Raw genomic sequence first — 23,339 nt, forward strand, 5'->3', positions numbered from 1 at the left:
AAATAAATATTCCACAACTGCGGATTTAGTCGCTACTATCGCCGCCTGCCAGAAAAACTGGCAATAAAACACTACAACATGTCACCGCAGAGTGACTTCCCCAGCTGCACAAGGAAATCTTTATGACCACCAGATCCCACCCCAAAGGGCTATACCTGCTCTTTGTTACGGAGATGTGGGAGCGCTTCAGCTATTACGGCATGCGCGCCATCTTTGTCCTGTTCATGATCAAGGCCCTGATGTTCGACAAGGCACACGCCGCCGACATCTATGGTACCTATACCGGGCTGGTTTATCTTACACCGCTGATCGGCGGCTATATCGCCGACCGCTACTGGGGCAATCGCCGCTCCATTCTGGCGGGCGGTGTGCTGATGGCCTGTGGCCAGTTCCTGCTGTTCTTTTCCGGCAGCCTGCACGACAGCAATCTGCAGATGGCTTCCTGGCTGCTGTATGGCGGCCTGGGCCTGCTGATTGCCGGCAATGGCCTGTTCAAGCCGAATATTTCCTCCATGGTGGGCCAGCTGTATGCCCCGGACGACAAACGGGTGGATTCGGCCTTCACCATTTTCTACATGGGCATCAATGCCGGCTCGCTGATCGCCCCGCTGATTTGCGGCACGCTGGGCGATACCGGCCATCCGGGTGACTTCAAATGGGGCTTCATGGCGGCCGGCTTCGGCATGCTGCTGAGCCTGCTGATATTCAGCCTGTTCAAGAACAGATATCTGGTTACCCCGGAAGGCAAGCCCATCGGCATGGCGCCGGCCCGCCATCACGCCAGCGGCGAAAAGGTGGTGCATGCGCCGCTGACGCGGGTGGAAAAGGAAAGACTGGCGGTCATCCTGATCGTGTCAGCCTTTGTCATCTTCTTCTGGTCCGCCTTCGAACAGGCGGGCGCCTCGCTGACCTTCTTTGCCGAAGAACAGACCAACCGCAATCTGCTGGGCTTTACCGTGCCGGCCTCCTACTTCCAGTCGATCAATCCGATCTCGGTCGTCATCTTCGCCCCGCTGTTCGCCATGCTGTGGACCACGCTGGGCAAGCATGGCCGCGAGCCGACCTCGCCGGTCAAGATGGCCTGCGGCCTGTTGTTCCTGGCGATTGGTTATCTGGTGATCGCCTTTGGCGTGGATGGACTGCAACCCGGCGTCAAGGTCAGCATGCTGTGGCTGGTCAGCCTCTACATGCTGCACACCTTCGGCGAGCTGTGCCTGTCGCCCATCGGCCTGTCGCTGGTGGTCAAGCTGTCGCCAGCCCGCTTTACCAGCCTGATGATGGGCATCTGGTTCCTGTCCAATGCCGCCGCCAACAAGCTGGCCGGCACCCTGTCCGAACTCTACCCGGACCCGACCAAGCCAGCCCCGCATTTGCTGGGCTACAGCATCAACAATCTGCATGACTTCTTTATGGTGTTTGTCGCCACCGCAGGGGTCGCTTCGCTGATTCTGTTCCTGCTGTCGAGCAAGCTGAAAAAAATGATGCACGGCCTGCAATAAGACCGTAGCGGGCCGGTCCGGCCTGCCATCCGCCAACGCCGCCGCCAGGCGGCGTTTTTACATGGGCACGCCGTGGCGCTTAAGACTAAAACAAGGCTGGCATGGTAAGCTGTGCGGGTTTTTTCCGACTCCCCCGGCCGCCCTGTGGCGTGCTGACTGGACTACATGACACCGTCCCCCGATACCCGGTGGCAGCGATTTGCCACCTATGCACTGTTTGCCCTGCTGCTGATTCGCCTGCTGGCGATGTGGGCCATTCCGCTGACCGACACCACTGAAGCGCGCTACGCCGAAATTGCCCGCAAAATGCTGGAAACCGGCAACTGGGTGACCTTGTGGCACGACTACGGAATTCCCTTCTGGGCCAAGCCACCGCTCTCCACCTGGACCTCTGCGGCCAGCATGGGCCTGTTTGGCGTCAACCCGCTGGCCGCCCGTCTGCCGGCGCTGCTGTTGTCACTGGCGGTACTGTGGCTGGTGGCCGATGCTGCGCGCCAGCGCCTGGGGCGCGATGCCGCGCTGGCCAGCGTACTGATTCTGGCTGGCAGCCTGCTGTTCTTTGGCGCGGCGGGCACGGTCATGACCGACCCGGCACTGATGTTCTGCGTCGCCCTGGCCCAGCTGGCGTTCTGGCATGCCATGCAAGGACGTGGCCGCCGCTGGAACTACCTGTTTTTCGTCGGCCTGGGCCTGGGCCTGCTGGCCAAGGGGCCGCTGGCCATCGTGCTGGTGGGCATGCCGATTTTCTGCTGGGTGCTGCTGCGCAATGAATGGAAAGCACTGTGGCAGCGCCTGCCGTGGATCAGCGGCAGCTTGCTGATGCTGGCCATTGCCCTGCCTTGGTATCTGCTGGCGGAATACCGCACCCCCGGCTTTCTCAATTACTTCATCATGGGCGAGCATGTCAGCCGCTTTCTCGATCCGGGCTGGAAAGGCGACAAATACGGCTATGCCCATGCCACCCCGCGCGGCATGATCTGGCTGTACTGGCTGGGTGCGATCTTTCCGTGGTCGCTGGCCATGCTGGTCTGGCTGGCAGGCCATGGCAAACAGGCCATCGGCCTGAGCAAGGATGGCGATGGCTGGCGGCTGTATGTGCTGCTGTGGAGCCTGATGACGCTGCTGTTCTTCACCATTTCCGGCAATATCATTTTCCCCTACCCGCTGCCCATGCTGCCGGGTTGCGCCCTGCTGTTTGCCACGCTGTGGCAAGCCGGACGCCAGCCCGGCCAGGGCAGCAGCCTGCCCTGGCTGGCCCTGGTATCCGGGCTGCTGCTGCTGATTGCGGTCGGCCTGCAATGGAGCCAGGGGCAACGTTACTTCCGTACCCAGCAGCAGGTCATCGCCGCCTGGCAGCAGCAGCACCCTGCCGCTGGCAGCAAGCTGATCTATTGGGATAGCCGCCGCGAGTTTTCCGCCGAGTTCTATAGCGAGGGCAAGGTGCTCACCACCAACCAGCCCGCTCAACTGCTGCAACTGCTGGCCGACCCGCACCAGCGCTTCATCGTCACCGAGCAGCGCGACCTGCCCAGCCTGCCGGCCGCCGTGGCCGCCCGCTTCCAGCCGCTGGCCAGCTTTGAAGTAATGAAAGACCACATGCTGCTGTTGCGCGCCAAGGGCGCCGACAGCGCACCATGACAAGCAAGGAGACGCCGATGACCGCTACGCCACCCAGCGCCTTCGTACCACCGTATCTGCTGCAGCAACGCGCCGCAGACCGCCCGGCCGACCCGCTGGTCAGCTGCATCCTGCCGGCTTACAACGAGAGCGAAAATATCGTGCCGATGTTGCAGACCCTGCACGGTCTGCTGAGCGAGGCCGGTTTCCGCCATGAATTCATCGTGGTGGACGACGGCAGCCGCGACAATACCGTTGAGCAGGTGATGAGCCAGATCGAGCTGCTGCCGGTCACCCTGCTGCAGCTGTCGCGCAACTTCGGCAAGGAACTGGCACTTACCGCCGGCATCGACCATGCCCATGGCGATGTGGCGGTGCTGATCGACAGCGATTTCCAGCATCCGCCGGAAATGGTGCCGGAATTCCTGCGTCAATGGCGTGCCGGCTACGACATGGTCTATAGCGTGCGCTCCAGCCGCGATAATGAAACCCTGGGCAAGCGGCTGTTCACCCGCGTGTTCTACACCCTGCTCAACAGCGGGGCGCGCCACAAGATTCCGGAAAACACCCAGGATTTTCGCGTGATGGACCGCTGCGTGCTGGAAGCCCTGCGCCAGATGCCGGAACGCAACCGCTTCATGAAGGGCCTGTACAACTGGGTGGGCTTTACCCAGCTGCCAGTGGAAACCCATACCAAGGAGCGCCGCGCCGGCAAGAGCAGCTTCAATTTTTTCAGCCTGCTCAATCTGGGGCTGACCGGGCTGACTGCCTTTTCCAATGTGCCGCTGCGCATGTGGACGCTGATTGGCAGCGCCATCTCGCTGGCCTCCATCCTCTACGCCAGCTGGGAGCTGATCCATACCCTGCTCTTCGGTAATGACCAGCCGGGCTGGCCCACGCTGGCGGTGGCCGTGTCCTTTCTGGGCGGGGTGCAGCTGCTGTCCATCGGCATTCTGGGCGAGTACATCGGCCGCATCTTCAGTGAAGTGAAACAGCGCCCCATCTATCTGCTCAGCCGCGTCAGCCGCTCCGGACAGGACAAGCCATGAAGCGCGAGCTGTTCTGGTTTGGCGTGATCGGCGTCAGCGCCATGCTGGCGCACTTCCTGCTGGTGGCCTGCCTGCTGGTGCCGGCCGGCCTGCCGCCGCTGCTGGCCAATGTCATCGCCTTCCTGCTGGCCTTCCAGATCAGCTACTGGGGACATCGCCACAAGACCTTCGAGGCCGGCCATGTGCCGCACCGCCAGGCATTGCCACGCTTCTTCATGGTGTCCTGCCTCAGCTTTGGCCTGAACGAGGCCATGTATTTCCTGCTCTTGCACTTTACCGCGCTGGATTACCGCATCGCCTTGCTGATCGTGCTGGGCAGCGTGGCCGTGTTCACCTTTGTCCTGAGCAAGCTGTGGGCATTCTCGGGCCAGGCGCAGCCGACATGAGCCCACGCCGCTTCACCCTGTGTGCGGATGATTTCGCCCAGTCACCAGCCATCAGCCAGGGCATACTCGATTTGCTGCAGGCTGGCCGCCTGTCTGCCACCAGCGTGATGACGCAGTCGCCGCACTGGCCGGCCCTGGCCGCGCCACTGTCAGCGCTGCAGCAGCAAGCCGATATCGGCCTGCATTTCAATCTCACCCATGATTTCGCCAACGGCCCGCAGCTGCTCAAGCCCCTGTCGCACTGGCTGCTGCTCAGCCAGCTGCGCTGTCTGCCCTATCAGGCCCTGCTGGACAGCCTGCTGCGCCAGATCGACCTGTTCAGCCAGCACCTGGGCCGCCTGCCGGACTTTATCGACGGCCACCAGCATGTGCATGCGCTGCCCGTCGTGCGCGAGGCCCTGTTCGCCGCCATCGCCCTGCGCTGGACAGACAGCAACAAGCCCTATCTGCGTGCACCGGACCACTTGGGCCACCCTGGCGACAGCCGCCTGAAAGCCGTGGTACTACAAACGGTATGCCGCGGCTTTGCCCAGGCGGCCAGCCAGCACGGCCTGGTGTGCAATCGCTGGTTTGCCGGACTGTATGCGCTGACGCCGGAAGCCGGCTTTGCCACGCTGATGCAGCAGTGGCTGCAACACGGAGAGGAAGGTGCGCTGCTGATGTGCCACCCCGGCCTGCCGGCAGACGATGCCAGCGATCCGATCGCCGCTGCCCGTGCCGTGGAATATGGCTATCTGGGCAGCGCAGCCTTTGCCGAAGCCTGCCGCACGGCCGGAGTCGAGCTGGGAAAATTCAGCCATTAAAGCCGGGGCCAGGCCAGCGCCCACGGGGTAGCGACCTCGCGGGCCACACAGGACTGCAAGGCCGGGCTGACAAACTGCTCGCCTTGATCAGGTGGACAGACGAAGGCGAAATCCTCGCCATCCAGACTGAAGCGCAGCGCATAGGCGTGCAGATAGCCACGATCCGCTGCGCTGCCGCCATACAGGGTATCGCCCAGGATCGGCGCCGATTGCGACTTCAGCGCCACCCGCAGCTGATGGGTCTTGCCACTATGCGGCCGTAGCAAGAACAGACGCAGCCCAGGCTGCACCGAAAAGCTGAAAAACTGGGTGATCGCCGGATTGGCCTGGCTGCCCAGCAGGCGCCACGCCCCGCCCCGCCCCTTGTCCATATCGCCCTTGATCAGCCCCTGTTTTTTCTGCGGCTTGCGATCAGACAGCGCCAGATAGTATTTCTCCACCTGATGTGCGGCAAAGGCTGCACCCAGCTGGCTGGCCACCTCACTGGAACGGGCCAGCAGGATCAGCCCGGAAGTGATGCGGTCCAGCCGGTGCACCGGCCACAGCGCCTCGTCCGCTAGCTCCGCCCGCACGCCATCCAGCAGGCCAGCCTCTGCGCCCTCGCGATGAAAGCTGACGCCGGCATGCTTGTTGATCAGGTAAAAACGTGGGTCGGTATGCAGCAGGGTAAACATGGCCAGGAACACCAGCGGAACAAAGCCGGCATTCTACCCGCTCAGCAGGGATCGCTGGTTTTTTGCTGGGCTTCCATGCGCAGCTTCTTGCGGATCTCGGCGTCGCGGAAACGCTTTTTCTGCTCGTCGGTGTCCAGGCTCAGGGGCGGCACCGCCACCGCCTTGCCATCTTCAAAGGCCACCATGGTGAAGTAGCAGCTATTGGTATGGCGTACACTGCGCCGCTGGATATCCTCGGCCACCACCTTGATGCCGATTTCCATCGAAGTCCGGCCAACATGGTTGACGCTGGCCATGAAGGTCACCAGTTCGCCCACATGGATGGGCTGCTTGAACAGCACCTGGTCCACCGACAGGGTCACCACATAGCGCCCGGCATAGCGGCTGGCACAAGCATAAGCCACCTGGTCCAGCAGCTTGAGCAACACGCCGCCATGCACATTGCCGGAAAAATTGGCCATGTCCGGCATCATCAATACCGACATCACCAGTTCGCGCTGGTTTTCCTGTGCTGCCTGATCTTGCATATCCCTGCTTTCCTTAGCGTTATTCATTGTGCGGGCTTGCTGCGCGGCCAGCCCATGCCTGGAGTCCCCCCGGACCCCGATAGCCTGTTCTGGCCGGATCCACCACAGCAATGGCCGTCATTCTGCCGCAGCAAGCGCGCACTGTCGCGCTTGGCATGCGGCCCCGGCCCGCCACCGGCCAGCCACCACATCATCCAGCCGCCAGCCCGCACGGAGCGCAGCGGCGGCAGGCGCTGATGCAGACAAGCCACAACGCTTTGCAACAGCCATAAAATAATCTTTGTATTCAATGAATTGAACCGCGCCATGCACTACACTGAAACTGTTCAGGATGGTGCCAATCATGAGCATTTCTTCCCTCTCCGCCAGTACTGGCTACCCGATCAGCAGCGGGCTGCAACACGGTCCGGCCTGCAACTGTCCATCGTGCACGGCAGCGCGCATGGCGTCGATTGCCACCCCGGTTGCCGGCGTGACACCGCCCTCCCCCTCGGCCATTTACAGCGGCAAATCGCTCAGCCCCGACCAGCAAAAGCAGCTGGATGAACTGCGTGCGCGCGATGCCGATGTGCGCCAGCATGAGCAAGCCCACATGGCTGCCGGAGGGGCGCTGGTCAGTGGCGGGGCCAACTACAGTTATCAGGAAGGCCCGGATGGCAAGCAATATGCCATCGGTGGTGAAGTCAGCATCCGGCTGAGCAGCGGCCAGTCGCCGCAGGAAACCCTGAGCAATGCCAAACAGGTGGCTGCTGCCGCGCTCGCCCCGACCGACCCTTCCGGCCAGGACCGGGCAGTGGCCGCCGAAGCCGAACAAATGGCGCAGCAAGCCCAGTCCGAAATCGACAAGCAGCAGCAACAGCAAGTGCAGCAAGCCCAGCACAACCCGGCCATCGATACCGCCAAGGCGATTTTTGCCGCCATCGCCCACCCGCAACCCAGCAGCAAGGGCAATGCGGTCGATACTTTTGCCTGACCCCGCGCTAGCTGAGATTCATCCCCGGACAGCCGCCACCCATGATTTTGTCATAGCTGGAGCGACGGCAAAAAAATGGGCTGACCGGATAGGGTCAGCCCGAACAACGCTCGTGTGGGAGTACAACAAGAGGAGAGACACCACACACCACTCCCGATGGCATGGGCTTACTACAGAGAAATCTTGGCTCCGGTCCGTCTCAGACGAACCAGGCGATCAGCGGGGCGGCAAACACCGTGGCAATGCCCCCCAGCATCATGGTCAGGCTGGCCACCACGCCTTCTTCCGCCCCCAGTTCATTGGCCTTGGCCGTGCCGGCACCATGTGCGGCAGCCCCCAGCAAAGCCCCCTTGGCCAGACGCGAGCGCAAGGGCAGCAGCATCAGCATCACTTCACCCAGCAACATGCCGGCCACACCGGTGATCACCACAAACACCGCGGTCAGATCGGGCGAGGCACCGATTGTGGACGCCGTGGCCAGGGCAAACGGCGTGCTGATCGACCGTGGTGCCAGGCTTTTCTGCAACAGCTCGGACAAACCGAAAGCCCGTGCCAGCCACACCGAACTCAATACCGCCACTGGCATCGCCACCAGTACACCGCAACTGAGCGACAAGGCATGTTTGCGGATCACCTGGCGCTGCTCGTAAATCGGGATGGCAAACGCCACCGTTGCCGGGCCAAGCAACCAGCTCAGCCAGTGCGTATCCTGAAAATAGGTGTGGTAGGGAATATGCCCCACCACCACTGCGCCAATCACCAGCAAGGGCACCGCCAGCAAGGGGGCGCTCCACCAGTTGCCAGTGCGGCGGTACAGCTTCTTGGCCAGCCAGTACAACACCAGCGTCAGCAGCAAACAGGCAAAAGCCAGCAGGTTTTCCATCTCACAGCACTCCATGCTGTCGCTTGCGCCGCTTCAGCAGGATTTCAAATTTGTAGCCGGCATCCACCACCAGCGAAGTCACCGTCATCACCAGCACGGTAGACAACAGGATCACCAGCACGATGCGCAGACCGATACTGCCCAGCAGCTGCGGATACTGCACCACGGCCACGGTGGCCGGGATAAAGAACAACAACATCTCCGCCAGCAGCCAGCGCGCCCCGCTCTTGCACCAGGACAGGGGCAACCAGCCCAGCGCCAGCGCCGCCAGCACCAGGAACATGCCCAGCACACCCGCCGGAATTTCCGGCACATAAGCGTGGCTCAGGCGGCTGGCCAGCAGCCACACCAGACTGAGCAGCACCACTTGCGACAGCGTGGACAGGCTTTGCTTGACGGCAAGGTTCGGCAGGTTTTTCATGATCCGGTCACTCCGCAACCAGGAAACGTGAATCGAGTATAGTCGCCACCATTTCATTCAAAAAATGAATTAAAATTATCAAACTCATTCTTGAATGGAATCGATCATGGATATCCGGGCATTGCGCTACTTTGTCGAAGTGGTCAAACGGCACAGTTTCACCAAGGCGGCGGAAGCCTTGTTCGTGACCCAGCCCACCATCAGCAAGATGGTGAAGCAGCTGGAAGAAGAACTGGGCACGCCGCTGATCATCCGCGAGGGCCGCAGCTTCCGGCTGAGTGATGCCGGCAAGGTGGCGTTCGAGCGCGGGCTGGATGTGCTGTCGGCCATGAGCCAGCTCAAGAACGAGCTGAACGACCTGGCCGGGCTCTCCAGCGGCGAGCTGGTGGTGGGCCTGCCGCCCATGGTGGGCGTGGCCTTTTTCGCGCCGGTGGTCAGCACCTTTCGCGAGCGCTACCCCGGCATCGAGCTGAAAATGGTGGAGGATGGCGCCCTGGCCATCGAAAACAGCGTACGCAGTGGTGAACTGGAAATCGGCGTGGCGGTATTGCCGGTGGACAACAGCATCTTTCAGCAATTTGCCGTGGTACGCGACCCGCTATGTCTGGTGGCGCCGGCCGGCTCGCCCTGGCATGGCCGTTCGGTGGTCACCCTGCCCGATATCGCCGACCAGGACTTCGTGCTGTATCCGGAAGACTTCACCCTGTCCAGCCGCATCAGCCATGCCTTCCGCGAAATGGGCAAGCCGCTGCATATCGTCGGCCGCAGCGCGCACTGGGATTTCATCGTCGAACTGGTCACCGCCCGGCTGGGGATTACCCTGCTACCCCGCTCGGTGGTGGAAAGACTGGACCGGGAACTCTACGACGTGATTCCGGTATCCAACCCCTGGCTGATCTGGCATCTGGCCTTGATCTGGCAGCAGGGCAGCTATCTGTCCCATGCCGCCCGTGCCTGGATATCCGTCACCCAGGAAGTGCTGGGTGGCCTGCAATAACACTCAAGGAAGCGCCATGAAACACTACCTTGCCCTGCTGCTTTGCCTGTGGCTGGCCGGCTGCAGCACGCTGGGCCTGCAAAAGCCGCAGGTCAGTCTGGTCGACATCCACCCGGCCGCCTCCACCCTGCTGGAGCAGAACTTCGATGTCACCCTGCGCCTGCAGAACCCCAACACACTGCCACTCAGCGCCAGCGGATTGCGCTTTGACCTGGATGTCGCCGGCAACCGCCTGGCCAGCGGTCTCAGCAATCAGGCCATTGCCGTACCGGCGCTGGGCGAAGCCGAAATCACCGTGCGGGTACATACCTCCACCCTCAGCTGGCTGAAACAGCTGGGCAAGGCCATGAATGGTACGGGCAAGCTCGACTACCAGTTGCAGGGACAGCTGGAGGGCCTGCAAGGCATCGCCAGCCTGCCCTTCAGCAGCAGCGGGGAATGGAAGCTGCCCTGAATCTTGCCCTCTCCATCGCAGCCAGCTCGTACCAGTCGGCGTACTCCTACGGCACGATGACCGTGATCTGCCACCGGCAAGAGCTGGCTGGCCAGGTTGACACGCGCTAAGACCCGCCCACGCTAGTGGCAGCGCATGCCTGTCGGTATGGTTGATCGGTTTCGCTAGCGGATTGGTGTTGCTCAAGCGGCAGCTGCCTGCTCAGCCAAGGGCCGACGCAGGCAGTGCTGTGCTACAGCCCGGCTGAAAGAACTGATCTTCGGCCAAATCAGCCCATTATCCCGATAATGGCTGGCGGATGATGCCTTCATCCACAGACCGCCCTCCCCCGATTTATTACATTGGACTTCACTAGCAATTCCAGTTGCCAATTTGGGGGTATCCATGACAGACCTGCGGAATCAAGCTCCAGCCACACTCCACTCAACGACGGCCAGCGCCGCGCAGCCCAGCCAGCTAGCCGCGCGGCAACATGCGCTGTCCCACCCCCCGCCAGAGCATGCGGGGCCTTCCCGCAAAGTGGTGGCCGCGACCGTAGCCGGTAATGCACTGGAATTTTACGATTTCGTCACCTATGCCTTCTTCGCGGTCTATATTGGCCGCACCTTTTTCCCGGCGACCGATGCACTGACCACCTTGTTGCTGTCAGTAGCGGTATTTGGCGTGGGTTTTGTCTCGCGTCCGCTCGGAGGGGTGCTGATCGGTGCCTATGCCGACCGCGTGGGCCGACGCCCGGCCATGCTGCTGACCATCGCCCTGATTACCGTGGGCACCCTGGGCCTGGCCATTACCCCTGGCTATGCCCAGATCGGCGTGGCCGCTCCCGTCATTGTGGTGCTGTGCCGCTTGGTACAGGGCCTGGCACTGGGCGGTGAAGTAGGACCGTCCACGGCCTTCCTGATCGAGGCGGCCCCGCCCGGCCGCCGTGGCCTGTTCGGCAGCTGGCAGCTGGGCAGCCAGGGGCTGGCCACCCTGGTGGCGGGGCTGCTCGGGATGGGACTCAGTGCCAGTCTGAGCCAGGAACAGCTGCAGTCCTGGGGCTGGCGCCTACCCTTTGCACTGGGCCTGCTGCTGATCCCGCTGGCCATCTACCTGCGGCGCGCCATGCCGGAAACCCAGCAACAGCATGCCGAAGTCAGCAATGCCTCATGGGCCAATCTGCGCCGCCACGGTCGGCTTATCCTGCTGGCCATGCTGGTGGTACTGGGTGGCACGGTGGCAACTTATGTGAGTAATTACATGACCACCTTTGCCATCACCACGCTGCAACTCCCGGCGACGACCGCCATGGCCGCCACCGTGATCGTGGGCTTGATGACCTTTGTCTTCGCCCTGCTGGGCGGCTGGCTTTGTGACCGCTGGGGGCGCAAGGCGCTGATGATCTGGCCGCGGCTACTTGCCTCGCTCATCGCCTACCCGGCTTTCCTGTGGATGGCTGAACGTGGCGATGCCATCGCGCTGCTGATCACCAGTGCCCTGCTCGCCGCGCTGGGCGCGCTCAGCGGCGCGGCGTCGCTGGTGGCCATCCCCGAGCTGCTACCCGGCCGCATCCGCGCACTGGGCATGTCGGTCATTTATGCGGTGGGTGTGGCCATCTTCGGCGGCTCCACCCAATTCGTCATCACCTGGCTGATTGCCGTCAGCGGTAGTGCCGCCGCGCCCGCCCTCTACCTGACCGCCACTGGCCTGCTTGCGGTACTGGGCATGGCGCTGATGCCGGAAGGACGCGGACGCAAGCTGGAGCACTGAGCAAGGGCTGCGACAGAACAACACCAGCGCCATGCCATGCAGCAAGGATGCCCGCCATCTTGTTCGGCCCGCTAAGGACGCGGTACGGCCACACAATCGTTACCGTCAAAGCTGACGGACTCCACCAGCTGGGTCTTGCTGTTCACCACAAAATTGGTGGTGCAGCTGTAATGCTGCAGGCCGCCACCGGTGGTGCCGTCATAGACCCAGCGGCCCGGCGTTTCGATCACCCGGCTCTGGCCGTTTTCCGTCACGGTAAAGCGGCTGCCCGGCTCGAAGCGGCGGTTGTCAAAATACGGTTGCTGCTGGGTATAGGACTTGCTGTAGGTATACAGCGTATTGCCATTGGGCATGGTCATGCTCTTGCTGGGAGCACCCCATTCTGCCAACAGGGCATTGGCGTCCTTGCCCTGCCAGTAATACGCCTTTTGTGCATAGCCCTCACGGGTGGGGAAACTGCTGCAGGCGCTGGTGGCAAGCACCAACAGACAAAGCCAGTTGCGCATGGTCTTTCCTCTCCTCATTCAGCGGTCGACAGTTTCATCGGACCAACAGGCGGCCTTGCAGTTCTACCATAAACTGCCCTCGCCAGGCAGCGATGGCGCCATGGTCGGCGCACAGATAAAAAAACGCCACCCGAGGGTGGCGTTGTCGTGTACAGCTATCCGCCAAGGGATCAGATCATGCCCTTGCTTTTCAGCAGTTCGAACATGGTCTTGCCGATTTCGGCCGGGCTGCGGGTGTAAGCGATGCCAGCCTTCTCGAAAGCCTTGAACTTCTCTTCGGCAGTACCCTTGCCGCCAGAGATGATGGCACCGGCGTGGCCCATGCGCTTGCCCTTGGGAGCAGTCACACCGGCGATATAGCCGACTACCGGCTTGGTCACGTAAGCCTTGGCAAATTCGGCAGCTTCTTCTTCGGCGGTACCACCGATTTCACCGATCATCACGATGGCGTCGGTATCCGGATCGTCCTGGAACAGCTTCAGGGCGTCGATGTGGCTGGTACCCGGGATCGGGTCGCCGCCGATACCGATGCAGGTGGACTGGCCCAGACCCAGGGCGGTGGTTTGTGCCACGGCTTCGTAGGTCAGGGTGCCGGAACGGGACACGATACCAATGCGGCCCGGATTGTGGATGTGCCACGGCATGATGCCGATCTTGCACTCACCCGGGGTGATGATACCCGGGCAGTTCGGGCCGATCAGGCGGATGCCGGCTTCGTCCACGGCTTTTTTCACGTACAGCATGTCCAGGGTGGGCACGCCTTCGGTGATGCAGACAATCAGCTTCACGCCGCTGTCGATGGCTTCCAGGATGGAATCCTTGGCAAAAGCTGCCGGTACGTAGATGACCGAGGCATCAGCCTGGGTCTGACGCACGGCGTCCTTCATGGTGTTGAACACCGGCAGGCCCAGATGCTCGGAACCGCCCTTGCCCGGGGTCACGCCACCGACTACCTTGGTGCCAACCTTCAGCGCCTGTTCGGCGTGGAAGGTACCATTCTTGCCGGTGAAACCTTGCACCAGCACTTTGGTGTCTTTGTTTACCAATACGCTCATTTTGAAATCCTTATGCGGTGCAGGTGATTAAAGCGCAGCAACGGCAGCAACGATCTTCTCGGCTGCGTCGTTCAGGCCCTGGGCGGAAACCAGCTTCAGGCCGGATTCGTCCAGAATCTTGGCGCCCAGCTCGGCGTTGTTGCCTTCCAGGCGCACAACGACCGGCACGGTCACATTCACTTCTTTCACCGCGGCGATGATGGCTTCGGCAATCATGTCGCAACGTACGATGCCGCCGAAGATGTTGATCAGCACGCCCTTGACCGAATCATCGGCCAGGATCAGCTTGAAGGCTTCGATCACGCGGTCCTTGGTGGCACCACCACCCACGTCCAGGAAGTTGGCCGGCTGGCCACCCTTCAGCTTGATGATGTCCATGGTGGCCATGGCCAGGCCAGCGCCGTTCACCATGCAGCCGATATTGCCTTCCAGGGCCACATAGTTCAGGTCGAATTCGGAAGCCTTCACTTCGCGTTCGTTTTCCTGCGACTTGTCGCGCTGGGCCAGCAGGGCCGGGTGACGGTACAGGGCGTTGGAGTCCAGGTTGATCTTGCCATCAACGCAGGCCAGTTCGCCGTTTTCACGCAGTGCCAGCGGGTTGACTTCGAACAGGGCGAAATCGTTTTCCACGAAAGCCTGGTAAGCGCCCAGCATCAGCTTGCTGAAGGCAGCGATTTGCGAACCGGACAGACCCAGGGCAAAGGCGGCATCACGCGCCTGGAACGGCTGCATGCCCACCAGCGGGTTGATTTCGATCTTGATGATCTTTTCCGGGGTTTCTTCGGCTACTTTTTCGATTTCCACGCCGCCTTCGGTGGAGACCATGAACACAACGCGCTGGCTGCCACGGTCCACTACGGCGCCCAGGTACAGTTCGCGCTGTACCGGGTACATGTCTTCGCATACCAATACGCTGTTGACCGGCTGGCCGGCTGCGTCGGTCTGATAGGTCACCAGGTTGGTGCCGATCAGGCTCTTGGCGACTTCAGCGGCTTCTTCACGGGTCTTGACCACTTTGACACCACCGGCCTTGCCACGGCCACCGGCATGCACCTGGGCCTTGACGACGGCAAACTTGCCGCCCAGTTGGTCATAAGCGGCAGCGGCTTCTTCCGGCGTGGTGGCCAGAATGCCCTTTTGTACCGGCAAGCCGTATTTGGCCAGCAGCTCTTTCGCTTGGTATTCGTGCAGGTTCATCTATGGTTTCCTTTCGGTGGAAATGATGGCGGGGCCCTGTCTGGCCAACGTCTCTATTCCTTGGTCGCTTCCTCAACCCTAATGTATCGGGGCGAACCTGTTCTCGCGGCAGGTCCTGCCCCATACCCTCTTGCGGGCCGTGTGAATTGTACACGGCCCCACGGCAATTAGCCGTGCAATGCGCGTTTGTCAGCCGCCAGTGCCGCTTCGTGTACCACTTCCGACAGGCTGGGGTGAGCGTGGACAATGCGCGCCAGGTCTTCGCTGGCTGCCTTGAATTCCATCGATACCACGCCTTCGGTCACCAGTTCGGACACCATCGGACCGATCATGTGCAGGCCAAGGATGCGGTCGGTCTTGGCGTCGGCCAGGATCTTGACCGTGCCCTGCGCCTGACCCAGACCCAGCGCGCGACCGTTGGCGGCGAAACCGGAAGTGCCCTTCTTGTATTCGATGCCTTCAGCCTTGAGCTGTTCTTCGGTCTTGCCCACCCAGGCGATTTCCGGCGAGGTGTAGATCACCCACGGAATCACGCCGAAATCGACATGCGGCTTCTGGCCGGCAATGCGTTCTGCCACGGCCACGCCTTCTTCGGAAGCCTTGTGCGCCAGCATCGGGCCACGTACCACGTCACCAATCGCCCAGATACCCGGCAGATTGGTGTGGCAGTGGTCGTCCACGGCAACAAAGCCACGCTCGTCCAGTTGCAGGCCAACGGCCTCGGCACCCAGACCGGCGGTGTTGGGCACGCGGCCGATGGAGACGATCAGCTTGTCAAACTCGGCCGCCACGGCTTCACCGTTCAGCTCGTAGTTGACGGTAACGTGCTTCTTGGTGGCCTTGATTTCGCCAATCTTCACGCCCAGCTTGATGTCCAGACCGGTGTCCTTGGTCAGGGTCTTGAAGGCTTCCTTGGCGATCTGCTGGTCGGCAGCGGCCAGGAAGGTCGGTGCGGCTTCCAGAATGGTCACTTCCGCGCCCAGACGCTTCCACACGCTACCCATTTCCAGGCCGATCACACCGGCACCGATCACGCCCAGGCGCTTCGGTACGGCGGTCAGCGCCAGCGCGCCTTCGTTGTCCAGCACCATGTGGTTGTCGGTGGCCAGGCCCGGCAGCTGACGCGGGCTGGAACCGGTGGCGATGATGACGTTGGTGGCTTCCAGCGTATCCACCACTGCGCCGTTGTCGGTGACTTCGATCAGCCACTTGTCGCCCTGACGGCCCTTGAGGGCAGCCAGACCGTGGATGTTGGCAACCTTGTTCTTCTTGAACAGGAAGCTGATGCCAGCAGCGTTCTTGCTGATGATGCCGGTCTTGCGTTCCAGCATGGCGGCCACGTCCATCTTGGCACCGGACACGGTGATGCCGTGCTTGGCAAAGTCGTGCTGTACCGCGTGGAAGTTTTCCGAGGACTGCAGCAGCGCCTTGGACGGGATGCAACCCACGTTCAGGCAGGTACCACCCAGCGAAGGCTTGCCTTCCGGGTTTTTGAACGCATCGACACAAGCGGTGTTGAAGCCCAGCTGGGCAGCACGAATGGCAGCCACATAACCGCCGGGGCCGCCACCGATCACAACTACATCAAACTGTTGGCTCATTGATTTTCCTTGATCAGGATTTACCGACCTTGAACAGCAAGATCCCGAAAGCAATCATGAACACGGCAATGATGAGCTTGCCCACCAGGGTGTAACGGTCTTCGCGGATACCGCGTTGCTGCTTCTTCCAGGTCAGTACCGCAATGGCGACCCCAGCCAGGATGGAAGCTACCGCATACAGCCAGTCAGGCAAAATCATCATTTCTCCGTTCACATTATTCAAAGTGGCCGCAAGACTCCTTGCGGCCAACAGACATTACAGACCCGGTATTACAGGTCCAGGATCAGGCGGGCCGGATCTTCAATGGCGTCCTTGACGGCCACCAGGCTCAGTACCGCTTCGCGACCATCGATGATGCGGTGGTCGTACGACTGGGCAAGGTACATCATCGGGCGCACGACAACTTGACCATTCTCAACCACGGCGCGCTCCTTGGTGGCGTGCATGCCCAGAATGGCGGATTGCGGCGGGTTGATGATGGGGGTGGACATCATGGAACCGAAAGTACCGCCGTTGGAGATGGTGTAAGTACCACCGGTCAGCTCTTCCACGGTCAGCTTGCCTTCCTGGGCGCGCTTGCCGAAGTCGGCGATCTGCTTTTCGATTTCGGCCAGGCTCAGCTGGTCGGCATTGCGGATGACCGGTACCACCAGACCACGCGGGCTGCCCACAGCCACGCCGATGTCGAAGTAACCGTGATAGATGATGTTGTTGCCATCAACCGACGCATTGACGATGGGGTATTTCTTCAGTGCGGCCACCACGGCCTTGACGAAGAAGCCCATGAAGCCCAGCTTCACGCCGTGTTCCTTCTCGAACTTGTCCTTGTAGCGCGCGCGCAGGTCCATCAGCGGCTTCATGTTGACTTCGTTGAAGGTGGTGAGGATGGCATTGGTCTGCTGGCTCATCACCAGACGCTCGGCCACGCGCTGACGCAGGCGGGACATCGGCACGCTTTGTTCCGGACGATCGCCCAGCACGGCAGCCACGTTGACGGCAGCCGGAGTAGCGGCCAGGGCAACGCCAGCGTTGCCGGCGTGGGCCAGCACCGGACCGGCTTGCGACGGTGCAGCGGCAGCAGCCTGTACGTCTTCCTTCAGCACACGACCGTCACGGCCGGTACCGGCGACATTGGCCAGGTTCACGCCGGTTTCGGCAGCCAGCTTGGCAGCGGACGGCATGGCAGCGCCACCAGGTGCAGCAGCCGGGGCAGCCTTGACGGCAGCAGGCGCAGCAGCGGCCGGAGCAGCAGCCACGGCAGCCGGGGCATCGCCAGCCTTGGCGGCGGTGTCGATGCGGGCGATCAGCTGGCCGGATACTACGGTGGCGCCGTCCTGTTCGATGATTTCAACAATCACACCAGCCTGCGGTGCCGGCAGTTCCAGCACCACCTTGTCGGTTTCCAGGTCGATGACGTTTTCGTCGCGATTGACGAAATCGCCAGCTTTCTTGTGCCAGGTCATCAGCGTGGCTTCGGAAACGGACTCAGGCAGTTGGGGGACTTTGACTTCAATAATCATGTTCTTCTCCAGAGCGGGGCAGCTGCGGTGCTGCCCCCGTCATATCATTCGGTGTGATGGCGTGTACTTACTTGGCAATCGTCATGGCTTCTTCGACAAAGGCCTTGAGCTGGGCAACGTGCTTGCTCATATAGCCTACCGCCGGCGAAGCAGAGGACGGACGACCAGCGAACGACAAGAACTGCTTGCCGCTCAGCAGACCTTCCAGGCGATGGCGAATCTGGTACCAGGCACCCTGGTTACGCGGCTCTTCCTGCACCCACATCACTTCCTTGGCTTGCGGGAAGCGTGCCAGCTCGGCGGCCACCTGCTCGGTCGGGAAGGGATACAACTGCTCGATACGCACGATGGCGATGTCGTCTTCCATGCCCTTGTCCTTGCGGCCGGCAGCCAGGTCGTAATACACCTGACCGGCACACAGCACCACGCGCTTCACCTTCTTCGGATCCTGCACCACGGCATCGCCGATCACCGGGCGGAAGCTGCCATTGGTGAAGGCTTCGATCGGGCTCATGGAGTCCTTGAAGCGCAGCAGACGCTTGGACAGGAAGATCACCAGCGGCTTGCGATACGGACGCAGCACCTGACGGCGCAGCATGTGGAACATCTGGCTGGCCTCGGACGGCATCACGATCTGCATATTGTGCTCGGCACACAGTTGCAGCCAGCGTTCCAGACGGGCGGAGGAGTGTTCCGGGCCCTGGCCATCGTAGCCGTGCGGCAGGATGGTGGTGAGGCCACACAGACGGCCCCACTTGGTTTCGCCGGAGGAGATGAACTGGTCAATCGCCACCTGGGCGCCGTTGGCAAAGTCGCCGAACTGGGCTTCCCAGATCACCAGCTGATCCGGTGCCGAGCAGGCATAGCCGTATTCGTAGGCCAGCACCGCTTCTTCGTTGAGGATGGAGTCGATCACCAGGAATTCGGCCTGGTTGTCCGACATATTGCGCAGCGGCACGTAGGAGCCCTGGTCCCAACGTTCGCGGTTCTGGTCGTGCAGCACCGCATGACGATGGGAGAAGGTGCCGCGGCCAGAGTCTTCACCGGACAGGCGGACACCGAAACCATTGGTCACCAGACTTGCATAGGCCAGGGTCTCGGCCATGCCCCAGTCGGCATTCTGCTCACCAGCAGCCATGGCCTTGCGTGCAGCCAGCACCTTTTGCACGGTGGGGTGCAGCTTGAAGCCTTCCGGCAGCGTGGTGAACTTCTCGGTCAGGCGCTGGATGTCGGCACGCGGCAGCGAGGTGTCGGTCGGGTGCGCCCAGTGGGTGCCCATGTACTGGCTCCAGTCCAGGGCATGTTCGCGCTTGTAGTTGGTGAGCGCGGTCTGTTCCACATGCTCGCCCTTGTCCAGCGCATCGCGGTAGGCCTGGATCATGCCTTCGGCCTCTTCCGCCTTCAGCACGCCTTCCTGTACCAGACGCTCGGCATACATGGCGCGCACGCCCTGATGCTTGGCAATCTTCTTGTACATCATCGGCTGGGTCAGGAAGGGATCATCACCTTCGTTGTGGCCCAGCTTGCGGTAGCAGACCAGGTCGATGACCACGTCCTTGTTGAACTGCATGCGGTAGTCCAGCGCAGCCTGCATCACATAGCAGACGGCTTCCGGATCATCACCGTTGACGTGGAAGATCGGTGCTTCGACCATCTTGGCCACGTCGGTACAGTACAGGGTGGAGCGCATGTCGCGCGTATCCGAGGTGGTGAAACCCACCTGGTTGTTGATCACGATGTGGATGGTGCCACCGGTACCGTAGCCGCGGGTTTGCGACAGGTTGAAGGTACCCTGGTTGACACCCAGGCCGCCAAAGGCGGAGTCACCGTGAATCAGTACCGGCACGGCGCACTTGCGCTCGCTGTCCTTGCGACGGTCCTGGCGGGCACGTACCGAGCCTTCCACCACCGGGTTGACGATTTCCAGGTGGGACGGGTTGAACGCCAGCGACACGTGCATCGGGCCATTGGCCGTCGGGATGTCGGAGGAGAAGCCCATGTGGTACTTGACGTCGCCGGAGGCCATCTGCTGGGCAGCCTTGCCTTCGAATTCGGCGAACAGGTCGCGCGGCAGCTTGCCCAGGGTGTTCACCAGCACGTTCAGACGGCCACGGTGGGCCATGCCGATGATCAGTTCCTGCACGCCAACGGCAGTGGCGTTGTGGATCAGGTGGTCCAGCGCAGCGATGGTCGATTCGCCGCCTTCCAGCGAGAAGCGTTTCTGGCCAACGTATTTGGTATGCAGATAGCGTTCCAGGGTCTCGGCCGCGGTGATCTGCTTGAGAATGCGCATTTTCTTGCCGGCATCGTAGCGCGGGGTGGACAGATCGCCTTCAAAGCGCTTCTGTACCCAGTGCTTTTCATCCGACTTGGTGATGTGCATGAACTCCAGGCCGATATTGCCGCAGTAGGTCTGCTTCAGGCGCGACAGGATGTCGGACAGCGGCAGCTTCTGCGGTGCCACCAGCGAGCCCACATTGAACTGCACCGCCATGTCGGCATCGGTCAGACCGTGCTTGTGCGGATCCAGCTCTTGCAGGGTTTCCTGGTCCATGCGCTTGAGCGGGTCGAGGTTGGCCTGACGGGAACCCAGTACGCGGTAGGCCGAAATCAGCTTCAGCACACCCACCTGCTTTTGCATGGTTTCCCATTCGCCGCCGCTGCTGTTGCGCGGGCCGCTGGCCGGTTTCTTGGCCAGTTGAATGAAGGATTCCTGGATGGGCATGTGTGGTACATCGCGCTCGGCTGCGCCCGGTGCCTGGGCCAGCTTGTCGAAGTATTCACGCCATTCGGCTGGAACCGAATTCGCATCAGCGAGGTACTGTTCGTACAGTTCCTCGATGAACGGTGCATTCCCACCGAACAGGTAGGAATGACTGTACATGGATTGCATCATTATTCGACCCTTTGTTATCTACGTACGTATCTACGTTTGGCTACATTGCTGCGTGGAGAAAGCGTTGTGGAAAAGACGCAAGAAGGGCTTTGGCAAGGCAAATCCGTCTCCATTCTTTTCCGCAGCGCTCTGTCGGCGTCTGTCGTGAAACCGGCTACTGTATTCTGTGCAACAGCTTAAAAAGTTGGCCGAAACGAGTCCGGCCAACTTGTCACAGCTTGATCAACGCTTGTCGATGTCGACAATATCGCGGCGCGGGGCGCCGGTGTACAGCTGGCGCGGACGGCCGATCTTCATCGCCGGGTCACCGATCATTTCACTCCAGTGCGCGATCCAGCCCACGGTACGGGCCAGGGCGAAGATCGGGGTGAACATCGATACCGGAATGCCGATGGCGGACAGCACGATACCCGAGTAGAAGTCCACGTTCGGGTACAGCTTGCGCTCGATGAAGTACGGATCTTCCAGGGCGATCTTTTCCAGCGCCATGGCCAGCTTGAACTTCGGATCGTTGTGCAGGCCCAGTTCGTTCAGCACTTCGTCGCAGGTGGTCTTCATGATGGCAGCGCGCGGGTCCATGTTCTTGTACACGCGGTGGCCGAAGCCCATCAGCTTGTAGCGCTTGTCCTTCACGCCTTGCATGAAGTCGGCCACGTTGTCCACGCTGCCGATTTCATCCAGCATCTTCAGCACGGCTTCGTTGGCGCCACCGTGGGACGGGCCCCACAGGCAGGCGATACCGGCGGCGATACATGCGAAGGGGTTGGCACCGGAGGAGCCGGCCAGACGCACGGTGGAGGTGGACGCGTTCTGCTCGTGGTCGGCGTGCAGGGTGAAGATGCGGTCCAGCGCGCGCGCCAGAACCGGGTTCACCTTGTACTCTTCACACGGGGTGGAGAACATCATGTGCAGGAAGTTTTCCGCATAGGTCAGGCCATTCTTCGGGTAGGAGAACGGCAGGCCCTTGTTGTAGCGGTAGGCTTGGGCAGCGATGGTCGGCAGCTTGGCCACCAGACGGTGGGCCGAGATGCGACGGTGCTCCGGATTGGTGATGTCCAGCGAGTCGTGGTAGAAGGCGGACAGCGCGCCCACCACACCCACCATCACGGCCATCGGGTGTGCGTCACGACGGAAGCCCTTGAACAGGCTCATCAGCTGGTCGTGCAGCATGTTGTGGCGCATCACGCCACGTTCGAATTCCTTGCGCTGTGCTGCAGTCGGCAGTTCGCCGTTCAGCAACAGGTAGCACACTTCCAGGTAATCGCTCTTTTCTGCCAGCTGTTCGATCGGATAGCCGCGGTAGTAGAGCTGACCCAGATCACCGTCGATGAAGGTGATGGCGGACTCGCAGCTGGCGGTGGCCAGGAAGCCCGGGTCAAAGGTAAACATGCCGGTTTTGGAGAAGGCACGGATATCGACGACATCCGGACCCAGAGTGCCGGACAGTACCGGCATTTCCAGGTTGTCCTTGCCCTCGTTGTAAGTGAGCGTCACTTTGCGGTTAGTTTCCACAGCAATACTCCCAGTCAGTTTTGTGGTGTTGTAATCGTTTTTGGGCCCTGCATCCTGCGGCTCAGACAGCCCGCAGGATCTCGATGATGGCGGCCTCTTCCGGATCGTCCAGGTCAGCCTTGCCGTTCACCACATCCAGAAAATCGGTGTCGGGCAAATCGAGAATACGCTTGTAGGCGTCGATCTCCGCCGGGGAGAGTGAATCGAAGCGCTGGGCAAAAAACCGCTCCAGCACCAGATCCAGCTCCAGCAAGCCCCGGCGGGACCGCCAGCGGATCCGTTTGAGTTCAATCGGATCGTAGGCGGTCATACTGCACGCTTGACCATCAGGTCCTTGATCTTGCCGATGGCCTTGGTCGGGTTCAGACCCTTGGGGCAGACATCAACACAATTCATGATGGTGTGACAACGGAACAGGCGGTACGGATCTTCCAGGTTGTCCAGACGCTCGTTGATGGCGGTGTCGCGGGTATCGGCAATGAAACGATAGGCTGCGAGCAGGCCGGCCGGGCCAACGAATTTGTCCGGGTTCCACCAGAACGACGGGCAGGACGTGGAGCAGCAGGCGCACAGAATGCACTCGTACAGGCCGTTGAGTTCTTCACGGTCTTCCGGGCTTTGCAGGCGCTCGCGTTCCGGCGGCGGCGTGTCGTTGATCACATACGGCTTGATCGAGTGGTATTGCTTGAAGAACTGGGTCATGTCCACGATCAGGTCGCGCACCACCGGCAGGCCCGGCAGCGGGCGCAGCTCGATCGGTTGCTTCAGGTCGCGGAAATCGGTCAGACAGGCCAGGCCGTTCTTGCCATTGATGTTCATGGCATCCGAACCACACACGCCTTCGCGGCAGGAACGGCGGAAGGTGATGGTGTCATCCTTCACCTTCAGCTTGGTCAGCGCATCCAGCAACTTGCGGTCGGTGGAATCCAGCTCGACGCTGATGTCCTGCATGTAGGGCTTGGCATCCTTGTCCGGATCGTAACGATAGATGCGGAATTTGACGGTTTCAGTAGTCATCT

General features: G+C 61.3%; 24 protein-coding genes. 9 read left to right on the plus strand and 15 right to left on the minus strand.

From position 1 onward, the window contains the following. The first annotated feature begins 122 nt into the window (after positions 1–122). The 5 genes from DFR38_RS16215 (at position 123) to DFR38_RS16235 (ending at position 5,354) form a co-directional block, all read left to right on the plus strand. Positions 123–1,499 carry a peptide MFS transporter gene (locus tag DFR38_RS16215; RefSeq protein ID WP_059287103.1) on the plus strand — a complete coding sequence of 459 codons (1,377 nt, stop codon included), beginning with the start codon at positions 123–125 and terminating at the stop codon, positions 1,497–1,499. 165 nt (positions 1,500–1,664) lie between these two features. Continuing rightward, on the plus strand, positions 1,665–3,137 hold the full coding sequence (locus DFR38_RS16220) for an ArnT family glycosyltransferase (protein ID WP_059287104.1): 1,473 nt from the start codon (positions 1,665–1,667) through the stop codon (positions 3,135–3,137). 17 nt (positions 3,138–3,154) lie between these two features. Next, positions 3,155–4,165 (plus strand): glycosyltransferase family 2 protein, encoded by a 1,011-nt coding sequence (locus tag DFR38_RS16225; protein WP_059287105.1) that lies wholly within the window; start codon positions 3,155–3,157, stop codon positions 4,163–4,165. Beyond that, positions 4,162–4,551, plus strand: coding sequence for a GtrA family protein (locus DFR38_RS16230; protein ID WP_059287106.1), 390 nt, complete (start codon positions 4,162–4,164; stop codon positions 4,549–4,551). The genes DFR38_RS16225 and DFR38_RS16230 overlap by 4 nt, the downstream gene beginning before the upstream one ends. Then, on the plus strand, positions 4,548–5,354 hold the full coding sequence (locus tag DFR38_RS16235) for a ChbG/HpnK family deacetylase (protein ID WP_059287107.1): 807 nt from the start codon (positions 4,548–4,550) through the stop codon (positions 5,352–5,354). The genes DFR38_RS16230 and DFR38_RS16235 overlap by 4 nt, the downstream gene beginning before the upstream one ends. Here DFR38_RS16235 and DFR38_RS16240 read toward each other — a convergent pair. The 3 genes from DFR38_RS16240 to DFR38_RS21085 all read right to left on the minus strand — a co-directional run bounded on the left by DFR38_RS16240 (position 5,351) and on the right by DFR38_RS21085 (position 6,900). Continuing rightward, entirely contained in the window at positions 5,351–6,028 is a 678-nt protein-coding gene (locus tag DFR38_RS16240) for a TIGR01621 family pseudouridine synthase (protein ID WP_059287110.1), read from the minus strand. The genes DFR38_RS16235 and DFR38_RS16240 overlap by 4 nt on opposite strands. A 41-nt stretch (positions 6,029–6,069) precedes the next feature. Continuing rightward, positions 6,070–6,555: an acyl-CoA thioesterase gene (locus tag DFR38_RS16245; RefSeq protein WP_059287108.1), complete on the minus strand. Its 486-nt coding sequence runs from the start codon at positions 6,553–6,555 to the stop codon at positions 6,070–6,072. 117 nt (positions 6,556–6,672) lie between these two features. After that, positions 6,673–6,900, minus strand: a complete 228-nt coding sequence (locus tag DFR38_RS21085; protein WP_146215995.1) for a hypothetical protein — start codon at positions 6,898–6,900, stop codon at positions 6,673–6,675. Between DFR38_RS21085 and DFR38_RS16255 the strand changes: the two genes are divergently transcribed. Further along, entirely contained in the window at positions 6,899–7,528 is a 630-nt protein-coding gene (locus tag DFR38_RS16255; protein WP_158527748.1) for a putative metalloprotease CJM1_0395 family protein, read from the plus strand. The two genes, DFR38_RS21085 and DFR38_RS16255, sit on opposite strands and share 2 nt — an antisense overlap. Positions 7,529–7,727: 199 nt before the next feature. On the opposite strand, the gene DFR38_RS16260 is transcribed toward DFR38_RS16255, so the two are convergent. Both DFR38_RS16260 and DFR38_RS16265 read right to left on the minus strand, forming a co-directional pair. Beyond that, positions 7,728–8,411 carry an LrgB family protein gene (locus DFR38_RS16260; protein WP_110313631.1) on the minus strand — a complete coding sequence of 228 codons (684 nt, stop codon included), beginning with the start codon at positions 8,409–8,411 and terminating at the stop codon, positions 7,728–7,730. A 1-nt stretch (position 8,412) separates the two neighbouring features. Next, the gene (locus tag DFR38_RS16265; RefSeq protein ID WP_059287614.1) at positions 8,413–8,832 is read right to left on the minus strand and encodes a CidA/LrgA family protein; all 420 of its coding nucleotides are present in this window, start codon (positions 8,830–8,832) and stop codon (positions 8,413–8,415) included. Positions 8,833–8,938: 106 nt separating this feature from the next. Between DFR38_RS16265 and DFR38_RS16270 the strand changes: the two genes are divergently transcribed. From DFR38_RS16270 to DFR38_RS16280, 3 genes are all read left to right on the plus strand, one after another. Further along, complete coding sequence (locus DFR38_RS16270) at positions 8,939–9,829, plus strand: LysR family transcriptional regulator (RefSeq protein WP_110313637.1); 891 nt, start codon at positions 8,939–8,941, stop codon at positions 9,827–9,829. Positions 9,830–9,845: 16 nt separating this feature from the next. Continuing rightward, the gene (locus DFR38_RS16275) at positions 9,846–10,283 is read left to right on the plus strand and encodes an LEA/WHy family protein (protein WP_059286487.1); all 438 of its coding nucleotides are present in this window, start codon (positions 9,846–9,848) and stop codon (positions 10,281–10,283) included. A gap of 522 nt (positions 10,284–10,805) precedes the next feature. Continuing rightward, complete coding sequence (locus DFR38_RS16280; RefSeq protein ID WP_211310773.1) at positions 10,806–12,032, plus strand: MFS transporter; 1,227 nt, start codon at positions 10,806–10,808, stop codon at positions 12,030–12,032. Between the two features lie 71 nt (positions 12,033–12,103). Here the strand turns inward: DFR38_RS16280 and DFR38_RS16285 are convergent, their stop codons facing one another. The 10 genes from DFR38_RS16285 to DFR38_RS16330 form a co-directional block, all read right to left on the minus strand. Next, a complete protein-coding gene (locus DFR38_RS16285) occupies positions 12,104–12,538 on the minus strand; it encodes a hypothetical protein (RefSeq protein WP_059287348.1) in 435 nt (144 codons plus the stop codon). Between the two features lie 170 nt (positions 12,539–12,708). After that, positions 12,709–13,593 carry a succinate--CoA ligase subunit alpha gene (gene sucD, locus DFR38_RS16290; protein ID WP_045845617.1) on the minus strand — a complete coding sequence of 295 codons (885 nt, stop codon included), beginning with the start codon at positions 13,591–13,593 and terminating at the stop codon, positions 12,709–12,711. 27 nt (positions 13,594–13,620) lie between these two features. Next, a complete protein-coding gene (gene sucC / locus DFR38_RS16295) occupies positions 13,621–14,790 on the minus strand; it encodes an ADP-forming succinate--CoA ligase subunit beta (protein ID WP_045845616.1) in 1,170 nt (389 codons plus the stop codon). Between the two features lie 167 nt (positions 14,791–14,957). Then, positions 14,958–16,391 (minus strand): dihydrolipoyl dehydrogenase, encoded by a 1,434-nt coding sequence (lpdA, locus tag DFR38_RS16300; RefSeq protein WP_045845615.1) that lies wholly within the window; start codon positions 16,389–16,391, stop codon positions 14,958–14,960. A 13-nt stretch (positions 16,392–16,404) separates the two neighbouring features. Next, positions 16,405–16,593 (minus strand): hypothetical protein, encoded by a 189-nt coding sequence (locus tag DFR38_RS16305; protein ID WP_059287349.1) that lies wholly within the window; start codon positions 16,591–16,593, stop codon positions 16,405–16,407. Positions 16,594–16,661: 68 nt separating this feature from the next. Further along, positions 16,662–17,912, minus strand: a complete 1,251-nt coding sequence (gene odhB / locus DFR38_RS16310; RefSeq protein WP_110313633.1) for a 2-oxoglutarate dehydrogenase complex dihydrolipoyllysine-residue succinyltransferase — start codon at positions 17,910–17,912, stop codon at positions 16,662–16,664. Between the two features lie 67 nt (positions 17,913–17,979). Further along, on the minus strand, positions 17,980–20,808 hold the full coding sequence (locus DFR38_RS16315; RefSeq protein ID WP_110313634.1) for a 2-oxoglutarate dehydrogenase E1 component: 2,829 nt from the start codon (positions 20,806–20,808) through the stop codon (positions 17,980–17,982). Positions 20,809–21,030: 222 nt separating this feature from the next. Then, complete coding sequence (gene gltA / locus DFR38_RS16320) at positions 21,031–22,320, minus strand: citrate synthase (RefSeq protein WP_110313635.1); 1,290 nt, start codon at positions 22,318–22,320, stop codon at positions 21,031–21,033. 61 nt (positions 22,321–22,381) lie between these two features. Continuing rightward, on the minus strand, positions 22,382–22,630 hold the full coding sequence (locus DFR38_RS16325; protein ID WP_059285416.1) for an FAD assembly factor SdhE: 249 nt from the start codon (positions 22,628–22,630) through the stop codon (positions 22,382–22,384). Then, the gene (locus DFR38_RS16330) at positions 22,627–23,337 is read right to left on the minus strand and encodes a succinate dehydrogenase iron-sulfur subunit (RefSeq protein ID WP_045845610.1); all 711 of its coding nucleotides are present in this window, start codon (positions 23,335–23,337) and stop codon (positions 22,627–22,629) included. The genes DFR38_RS16325 and DFR38_RS16330 overlap by 4 nt, the downstream gene beginning before the upstream one ends. Positions 23,338–23,339: the final 2 nt, after the last annotated feature.

Origin of the sequence: Aquitalea magnusonii, from assembly GCF_003202035.1 — a bacterium.
In the GTDB taxonomy this organism is placed as follows: domain Bacteria; phylum Pseudomonadota; class Gammaproteobacteria; order Burkholderiales; family Chromobacteriaceae; genus Aquitalea; species Aquitalea magnusonii.

Excerpts from the sequence above, each read along its gene's own strand:
- DFR38_RS16215 (WP_059287103.1), top strand. The coding sequence starts at position 123 with ATGACCACCAGATCCCACCCCAAAGGGCTATACCTGCTCTTTGTTACG.
- DFR38_RS16220 (WP_059287104.1), top strand. The coding sequence starts at position 1,665 with ATGACACCGTCCCCCGATACCCGGTGGCAGCGATTTGCCACCTATGCA.
- DFR38_RS16225 (WP_059287105.1), top strand. The coding sequence starts at position 3,155 with ATGACCGCTACGCCACCCAGCGCCTTCGTACCACCGTATCTGCTGCAG.
- DFR38_RS16230 (WP_059287106.1), top strand. The coding sequence starts at position 4,162 with ATGAAGCGCGAGCTGTTCTGGTTTGGCGTGATCGGCGTCAGCGCCATG.
- DFR38_RS16235 (WP_059287107.1), top strand. The coding sequence starts at position 4,548 with ATGAGCCCACGCCGCTTCACCCTGTGTGCGGATGATTTCGCCCAGTCA.
- DFR38_RS16240 (WP_059287110.1), bottom strand. The coding sequence starts at position 6,028 with ATGTTTACCCTGCTGCATACCGACCCACGTTTTTACCTGATCAACAAG.
- DFR38_RS16245 (WP_059287108.1), bottom strand. The coding sequence starts at position 6,555 with ATGCAAGATCAGGCAGCACAGGAAAACCAGCGCGAACTGGTGATGTCG.
- DFR38_RS16255 (WP_158527748.1), top strand. The coding sequence starts at position 6,899 with ATGAGCATTTCTTCCCTCTCCGCCAGTACTGGCTACCCGATCAGCAGC.
- DFR38_RS21085 (WP_146215995.1), bottom strand. The coding sequence starts at position 6,900 with ATGATTGGCACCATCCTGAACAGTTTCAGTGTAGTGCATGGCGCGGTT.
- DFR38_RS16260 (WP_110313631.1), bottom strand. The coding sequence starts at position 8,411 with ATGGAAAACCTGCTGGCTTTTGCCTGTTTGCTGCTGACGCTGGTGTTG.
- DFR38_RS16265 (WP_059287614.1), bottom strand. The coding sequence starts at position 8,832 with ATGAAAAACCTGCCGAACCTTGCCGTCAAGCAAAGCCTGTCCACGCTG.
- DFR38_RS16270 (WP_110313637.1), top strand. The coding sequence starts at position 8,939 with ATGGATATCCGGGCATTGCGCTACTTTGTCGAAGTGGTCAAACGGCAC.
- DFR38_RS16275 (WP_059286487.1), top strand. The coding sequence starts at position 9,846 with ATGAAACACTACCTTGCCCTGCTGCTTTGCCTGTGGCTGGCCGGCTGC.
- DFR38_RS16285 (WP_059287348.1), bottom strand. The coding sequence starts at position 12,538 with ATGCGCAACTGGCTTTGTCTGTTGGTGCTTGCCACCAGCGCCTGCAGC.
- sucD (WP_045845617.1), bottom strand. The coding sequence starts at position 13,593 with ATGAGCGTATTGGTAAACAAAGACACCAAAGTGCTGGTGCAAGGTTTC.
- sucC (WP_045845616.1), bottom strand. The coding sequence starts at position 14,790 with ATGAACCTGCACGAATACCAAGCGAAAGAGCTGCTGGCCAAATACGGC.
- lpdA (WP_045845615.1), bottom strand. The coding sequence starts at position 16,391 with ATGAGCCAACAGTTTGATGTAGTTGTGATCGGTGGCGGCCCCGGCGGT.
- DFR38_RS16305 (WP_059287349.1), bottom strand. The coding sequence starts at position 16,593 with ATGATGATTTTGCCTGACTGGCTGTATGCGGTAGCTTCCATCCTGGCT.
- odhB (WP_110313633.1), bottom strand. The coding sequence starts at position 17,912 with ATGATTATTGAAGTCAAAGTCCCCCAACTGCCTGAGTCCGTTTCCGAA.
- DFR38_RS16315 (WP_110313634.1), bottom strand. The coding sequence starts at position 20,808 with ATGATGCAATCCATGTACAGTCATTCCTACCTGTTCGGTGGGAATGCA.
- DFR38_RS16325 (WP_059285416.1), bottom strand. The coding sequence starts at position 22,630 with ATGACCGCCTACGATCCGATTGAACTCAAACGGATCCGCTGGCGGTCC.
- DFR38_RS16330 (WP_045845610.1), bottom strand. The coding sequence starts at position 23,337 with ATGACTACTGAAACCGTCAAATTCCGCATCTATCGTTACGATCCGGAC.